5 protein-coding genes are annotated in these 7,516 nt (G+C 40.7%); all 5 read right to left on the bottom strand.

Annotation, left to right across the window (positions count from 1 at the left end):
- The coding region (locus AC1DPQ_RS12100) for a RagB/SusD family nutrient uptake outer membrane protein (RefSeq protein WP_477609462.1) at positions 1–1,378 on the bottom strand (1,378 nt) is incomplete at its 3' end.
- 10 nt (positions 1,379–1,388) lie between these two features.
- Positions 1,389–4,814, bottom strand: a complete 3,426-nt coding sequence (locus AC1DPQ_RS12095) for a TonB-dependent receptor (RefSeq protein WP_477609460.1) — start codon at positions 4,812–4,814, stop codon at positions 1,389–1,391.
- 264 nt (positions 4,815–5,078) lie between these two features.
- The gene (locus AC1DPQ_RS12090) at positions 5,079–6,266 is read right to left on the bottom strand and encodes a FecR domain-containing protein (RefSeq protein ID WP_477584937.1); all 1,188 of its coding nucleotides are present in this window, start codon (positions 6,264–6,266) and stop codon (positions 5,079–5,081) included.
- 134 nt (positions 6,267–6,400) lie between these two features.
- A complete protein-coding gene (locus AC1DPQ_RS12085; protein ID WP_477584936.1) occupies positions 6,401–6,991 on the bottom strand; it encodes an RNA polymerase sigma factor in 591 nt (196 codons plus the stop codon).
- Positions 6,992–7,263: 272 nt separating this feature from the next.
- Positions 7,264–7,410 carry a hypothetical protein gene (locus tag AC1DPQ_RS12080; RefSeq protein ID WP_477609464.1) on the bottom strand — a complete coding sequence of 49 codons (147 nt, stop codon included), beginning with the start codon at positions 7,408–7,410 and terminating at the stop codon, positions 7,264–7,266.
- Positions 7,411–7,516 lie beyond the last annotated feature (106 nt).

Here is a 7,516-nt window from a genome sequence, read left to right as displayed (position 1 = left end):
CATATTTTGCTTCTGCATAGTTCAGCATGGTTTCTTCTACATGGAAAAGCGGAACATCCGTTGTTGAAAAATTAGCGCCACCGGTAACATTGGTCTCTGTATTGTAGTACATGTAGAAATAATAACCGGTATTGCAGGAAACAGGCGCCTGGTTGATTTGAGCCCCCTGTATATTGGGAGAATTCAAAATAATAAATGGCTGCCAGCTTTTTACCGGAAATGGTCTGTTAGCAGTTTTGTCCAATGCATTCATTACGTCGATGTATTCTCTGTCTAGAGGGGCACCAGTATGGCTCCAGGTAGTGGTATTTAATGTTCCGTTTACTTTATATGGAGGAATTACCCGATACAAAAGACGAGGATCCCTATTCCTGAATTCATCATTTATGGTGGCATCGCCATTATACAAAGGGCTCTTCGAAATGGTTTTACCATCTGTGCACAAATACCTTTCTAAAGTCCGGGCATGCATTTCCACTTTCTGGCCACCGCCTCTTTCCGCTCTTGAAAATGGCTGCATAATAATGGAGTTTGTATACTCCTTGAACAAAAAGACCCCGGGATAATCTTTCAATACTTCAGTAGACCATAACTGCTGATAATTGTTACCGATGGTCGGCGTAGCATCTATCAATAGTTTTGATGCGCGAGCACACTCTGTTAAATAGGTACTCGCATTATCGAGTCCATGATATTTCCTCCATGTTCCTTCAAACAGGGCAAACCTTGATAACAATGCCCTTACCACTTTTTGATTGATCGTATTGCTGGATGCACCTTCACCCAGAACTTTAATATTTGTTTCGGCATATTGGAGATCCCTTAAAATATTGGCCGCTACTATATCCCGTCCTGTTCTTGAACCGTAGATGATGTTTTCGTCTGATTCTTTCACAACATGCTCCAGCCATGGTACATCTCCAAAACGGGCCAGTAGCTCCACATAATGATACGCCCTGAAAAACAGACCTACTGAGCGCCAGTGTTTCTTGTCGATATCACTCATTGTCGACTGATCAATGTGGTCAAGCATGATGTTGGCCCTCCGTATGAAAGAGAAGTCCCAGCCTCCGGCATTTTGTTCAGGGGTAACCAATTGCCATGCCCATGGATTTCTCAATTGTCCTTTATTCTGTAAAACCCCACTCAAAAAATCGCCGTTATACATACAGCCTACTGCATCATTGGTACCTACATATTGTACGTGGGTGGGGCTTTCGAATATATCATACAACGACCACCCATAAGTTTTAAAATTATCATAGGTAATAAAAGCCGTTTCCTCTATAAGCCGGTCTTTGGGATATTTATCTAAAGAATTCTTTTTGCATGAAAATAAACTGATCAATGCAAGTATATAAATAGTTGTTCTTTTCATTACGTTTAAATTAAAGGTTAACATTTATTCCAAATGAATAGGTAGCCATCTGAGGATATTGCCATTGCAGTTCCGGATCTTTTCCGAGTATAGGCTTGGATTGCGGATCTTTTTCGGGTATAGGCTTGGTGAATTCCGGATCTATTCCGGGTATAAACTTGGTGAAGGTGAAAATGTTCTCACCACTGAAAAATATCCGGGCACCCGTTAAAGGGATCTTTCCAAACCATGATTTTGGAATAACATAGCCAAGGGAAACATTTTTTAAACGAAGATAAGAAGCATTCTGAAGGAATTTGGACTGAACTCTTTGGTTAACTATATGTGACTCTCCTGCATCTTTATACAACCGGCCATAGTATGCGTCTTTATGTTCAGGTGTCCAGTAATCCAGTTGATATTGGTTGAAAGTGGAGAATTTTCCGGCATGCGGAAACATCAGGTCTCCACCGACCCAGTAATCTCTTTTGGCTACGCCCTGTAACAAAACGGACAGGTCCAGATTTTTCCATCCGATTGAGGCGTTAAAGCCAAAATTATAACGGGCACTATTATTACCTATAACTTTTCTATCACCGGGATTGGCCAGGGTACCATTACCAATATCGATCTGATTAATCGAATTCGCATCATCTCTGAGGTTTTTATATTTTATATCCCCCTCATGCGACATCACCCCCTGAATAGCAACTACATTTTTTTTCAAGGCACCATTTGATTCAAAATCGTCGGCAGTGTAAAACCCATCGGTAACATAGCCCCATATCTCGCCCATTTCCATACCTTCATAGTAATCAGTCAGCACTTTGTTTTCATTGCGGTACCGGGTAATAAAGCTCCTGGAATCGTAAAGATTAAAGCCCGCAGAATATCTCCAATCATTTATTTTATCACGCCATTGTATCGAAAGCTCCCATCCTTTTGTTTTGAGATCTGCGGCGTTCTGCAGTGGTGCACTGACGCCGACTACTGCTGGAAAATCAAGCCCTGGGGATAACATCCCGAGTGTATTCCGTCTGTACCAGTCAAAATTTGCAGAAAGCCTGTCCTTTAGAAAGGCAACATCAACGCCAATGTCAACCGTATTTACTTTCTCCCAGGTGAAATCTTTACGCACCAGGCCTGGCGTTGTCAATGAGGTAGGCCGAAGGCCATTATATATCCAGAATGGCTGATATGAGTTCATCACTGAGTAAAACTGGTAGTCATCAATACTCTGGTTGCCCAGTGAACCATAAGATGCCCTTACCTTAAGGGTATTCATCCAATTAAATGATTGCATGAATGACTCTTTGCTGATCACCCAACCTGCGGATACCGATGGAAAAAAACCGTAACGGTGATCGGCAGGAAATTTGGAACTACCGTCGTATCTCCCATTGGCTTCAAGTAAATATTTGTCCTTAAAATTATAGTTAAGGCGATAAAAACCACTCTGGATAGCATACTCACTAAACCGGTCCTTTGATTCAACTATTCCCGTACCTCCCGAAATGGAAGGCAGACCATTGCTGATCATGTAATAGTTCTTTGACGACAGCCCCTCGGAAGTACTTTCCTCCTGGTTAAATCCAGCGGTAAGTTTTATGGTGTGGGAGTTCAGAAAACTTTTCTCATAGGTTAGATAGGCATTCAGGGATTTATAGGTAATCTGGTTTATATCTTTAAAGTAAGCAGTGGATTGGTCAGATGGATCCAGTGCATTTTCAACTCCCCGCTGCAACCAGTACAGATTGTTATACCATTTATTATCCTGGATATTAGTTTCGTAAGTATATTCAAGATAGCCTTTAAGTCCTTTAAGAGGTGAAAGTTCTGTACGGGAAAAGATGCGGGTATTTTTATTTAACCAGCTTTCTACATCACTGTTCTTGATAATATTTGCCGGGGTGTTTACAGGATACATTACACCATTATACGGTAAAGAATCTGTAGGATAATAGGAAGGGTGTGTGGTTCCATACAAAGCAAATTCTCCAGCATTTTTCGGCATAGTCCTATAACCGTTGGCATATTTAACATCAACTGAAGTGGCAAGCCACTTGTTAATGTCTGCATTGACGTAAGCAGATACATTGGTTCTTTTATAACGGTCTTTATCGGTTATAAATATACCATCTTCATTTGCCTGCCCGAGCGAAAACCGATAATCAATATGCTCACTACCTCCTGACGCGGATATATTGTGATTGTATTTGGTAGCCGCCCCTGAGGTCATATCTTTCATCTCATTGTTGGCCTTTAAAAAATAGCGATAACCGCCATCCTCAACCCATCCTGCCTCCGGAAAATTGCCCGGATTAGCATTATACTGTTTTAGCAGGCCAAGCCATTTATCTACATTCTGGCCTGACCAATAAGTTGTATAGCCCATATCTTTATAACCCTGGACGGTTTCCAGAGGCGACGCCTTTTCAGGAATATCGACTGGCTTTTGAAATGCAAAACTTCCGTTGTAAGTTAACTGCGTTTTTTGATTTTTTTTGCCTTTTTTGGTCGTAATGATCACTACGCCGAACGAAGCCCTTGCCCCATATATTGCAGCCGAAGCTGCATCTTTTAATACAGAAACGGTCTCAATGTCCGCAGGATTTATCAGGTCCAGGTTTGTCGTCACGACGTTATCCACTAAAATCAATGGGCTACCGCCGTTTATAGAAGTTATACCGCGTATATTGATACTTTTACTTGCTCCCGGATTTGCACTTCCCGAAACGGTAAGCCCCGGTACAGCACCCTGTAATGCAGATCCAACATTTGTAACCGGCCGGTCTCCAAGAACTTTGTCCATAGAAACAACAGAAACTGCTCCGGTCAGGTTACCTTTCTTTTGTGTTCCGTACCCCACTACTACAACCTCACCTAACTCCGATTTATTTTCTTTGAGGACCACACTGATGCTTGTTTGGTTTCCAACAAGTATAGTCTGCGTAATATAACCTACTGCGGATACAACAATTTCCTGTTCCCCGTTTATTAGCGAAATCGAGAAACCACCGTTATCATTTGTATAGGTGCCGTTTTTTGTTCCCTTTATCAAAATACTTACAGATGGTATCCCTTTACCATCCTCATCTACAACCTTCCCTTTAATATCAATTGCCCCGACACTTTTATCAATGAAGGGCTTTACGGAAGAAATGCTTTTTTTGCTGAGAATGATTGATTTTTGTCTTAATTCGAAGTTTAAATTCTGATCTTTTAAAATAATTTTCAGGGCCTGCTCCAGTTGGATGTTTTCTAAATCAACACTTACTGCCGTTGTCGTTTTCACAAGATCAGACTCATAGAGTACAATATATCCTGTCTGCTTTCTTATCTGAGTGAAGACTTTCCGAAGACTTATATTATTTTCCTTGAGCGTAATATGCTGCGCAAGAGTAGATGCACTTAACTGTAACAGAAAGGTTGTCATGATGACAATAATCAACTTCATAATGCGCAAAATTTGTTTAGGTGCGACATATCGGATATTGCATCTAAATAGATGAATAAATTTCATACTTTTGGTTGTTTTGGTTGGTTTTGCGGATGCTTCCTGATCGTCGAAAATTTGTAAGCCCGCGGTTAAACAATTAATAGTTCCTTTTTCGGGAACATAAGATCAAAACACACTATCAGTCCCGGTATACATCGGGATTGATAGTTTACCATAATGGTTCTTTAGGGTGAATTGATATTTGAGTGATATACAGTAGATCTATTTCGTCACCAATATCCTCCTTCCCTTAACTTTAAAGTGTATATTTTTTGTTGACTCCAATATTTCCAGCACAGAAGAGACATTGGCGTACCTTGACACCCCGCCCCCATATAACTTATCCTTATCTACATTTTCAGCATATTCGACCTCAACGTTATACCACCTGGAAATCCGTCTCATAATACTCTGCAATGTTTCGTCTTCGAAAATAAAGGCGCCGTCTTTCCAGGCTACGGCATCTTCAGCATTTACATTTTTCACATTGAAACCACCGTCAGTAAATACGGATTGCTGATTGGGTTTAAGCAGGCGTGTTAATTTTTCGGTAATTATTTTTACACTGCCCTCAAGCAATGTCGTAGTGGTTGAGGATTCTTCCGGATAGCTATTGACATTAAAATGTGTCCCTAAAACCTCTACATCATGATTTGCAGTACTTACTACAAAAGGATGCTTCTTATCTTTAGCTATTTCGAAATAGGCTTCTCCCTGAAGGCGGACTTTCCGGATACCGTGGTCCAAAAGATCCGTAGAATAAGTTAGGCTGGAAGCCGCATTTAACCAAACCTTGGATTTATCCGGTAAAATTAAAATGTAGGTTTCCCCTCGGGCTGTGGAAAGCGTATTCATTCCTTCTCCCCCCCCCTTCTTATCAGAAGAAGGTCCTAATCGGTACACCAGATACCCCTCTGCTGTTTTGTTAACACTGATTCCCGACTCCTTTGCTATTTCTCCTTTTATGGCATCGGTCAGTCTTATTTTTTTTCCGCTTGCAAGGGTTAGAGTGGCCCCTGTTTTCCCTGGTGCAATGTCCTTTACATAGGCGGTGCTTTTTTCAGGTTGAGGACGGTATTTTGATAAGAAGAAAAAACCAATACCACAGACTGCTACAAAAAGTGCAGCGACAGCAGCAATACGCGGCCAAAGTTTTACAATGTTTTGTTTTACAGGATCAGCATCTTCATCAGGTGAGGCAACAATTTCCCTGTAAATATTAAGTGCATTTTCTCTATTATAGTCAGGAGCCGGCAAATCGTCCCTATCCCATAAATCCTGTACCAGAATATCAATTTCAGCATATGAATCAGCTTGAGATAACGCCGTTTTCCACTCCTCAAGCTCATCAGAGGTCAAACGCCCGGTCAGGTACTGCTCATATAAATAGCTAAATCTATTCTTGTCCATTTTGTGGTTTTATGATAAACATGAGGTCATATTTAACCTTGCTGTCATGTGACTTTATTAATAAGTCGGAGAAATAAGAAATCGAGGTAATTTTATTTTAAAAAAAATATCGAACTGACTGTGGCGTCGGTGACTTAGAGAAGCTTAAATAGTATAGCGAAGATTACAAACTGTGAATGTTTGCGGACATAGCCCCTAAGGAATTTTAAGGCTAGTTTCATATGGGTCTGAACCGTTCCATGACTTATATTCAGTCTGTCTGCCACTTGCTGATATTTTAAACCTTGCTGATAACAAAGCTGATAAACCTGACGCTGCTGGTCCGGCAGTTTTCCTATACCTTCTTCCAATGCAACGTGTGCGGACTCAAATGTAAAGGACTCATTATTATCCAGTTCTATCGGCGTTAACATAGCTAACACTTCCTTCTGAACATTGAAACCCTGCTCTTTTATCCTTAGCTGATCAATTGCCCTACGCCGTGCTATTGTCTTGATAAAAGCTTCAATACTATTGATCGTCCTGAGCTTGTCGCCAAGCTGCCAGATCTGAAGCATTGTTTCCTGAATTACCTCTTCAGCAGAAGATTCGCATTGCAATAAGCGGAAAGAAAATTTAAAGATTGTCCCATAATATTTTTCGTAAAGGACTTTAAATGCAAGATGATCCCGCTCGGCTATTCTTGCCAACAATTGACCTTCATCAAAAAGAGGTTTAGTAATCATTTCCCAATAGCCAAAGAAGAACAATAATAGCTAATCTTTGAGAATATCACGATACACTTTCTTATTAAAAAAAATAGACTGYAGGCGTTAAGTATAAGGGATGGAGCAATTATAAAATTGCAGATCTTTAATCGGTCATCCATTGTCCATATACACGTTTTAAATTTTAGTCCGATAGAACGGACAGGCCTAATCTTTGGATTTGGCTTAGGCAATATTTTCAACAGACTAAACCTTTGCCTGCGGTTCATGATCTTTCCCACCCTTTCTGCTCATAAGTGCCGCCTGACTCCCGCGCAGCAGCACTCGGCTTGGAAACCCAAAATTGTGCCCACCCAAATTAGGCACGAAGTCTCAGGAGTAGTGATTAAAAATGCAAGTGTAACTAATGACATACACGCCGTGAATAGTCCAGCCACAATTCCAACGCAAACATCAAAAGTACCCAATAAGGTTAATGAACCAATATTAATTAATATACAAATGTAATGGCTAAAACTTCTTTACAATACGTGACTATACCAG

This window comes from Pedobacter sp. 01T416_2 (assembly GCF_056398925.1).
The sequence above is the reverse complement of the archived record's forward strand: the minus strand, read 5'-3'. Positions and strand labels throughout refer to the sequence as shown.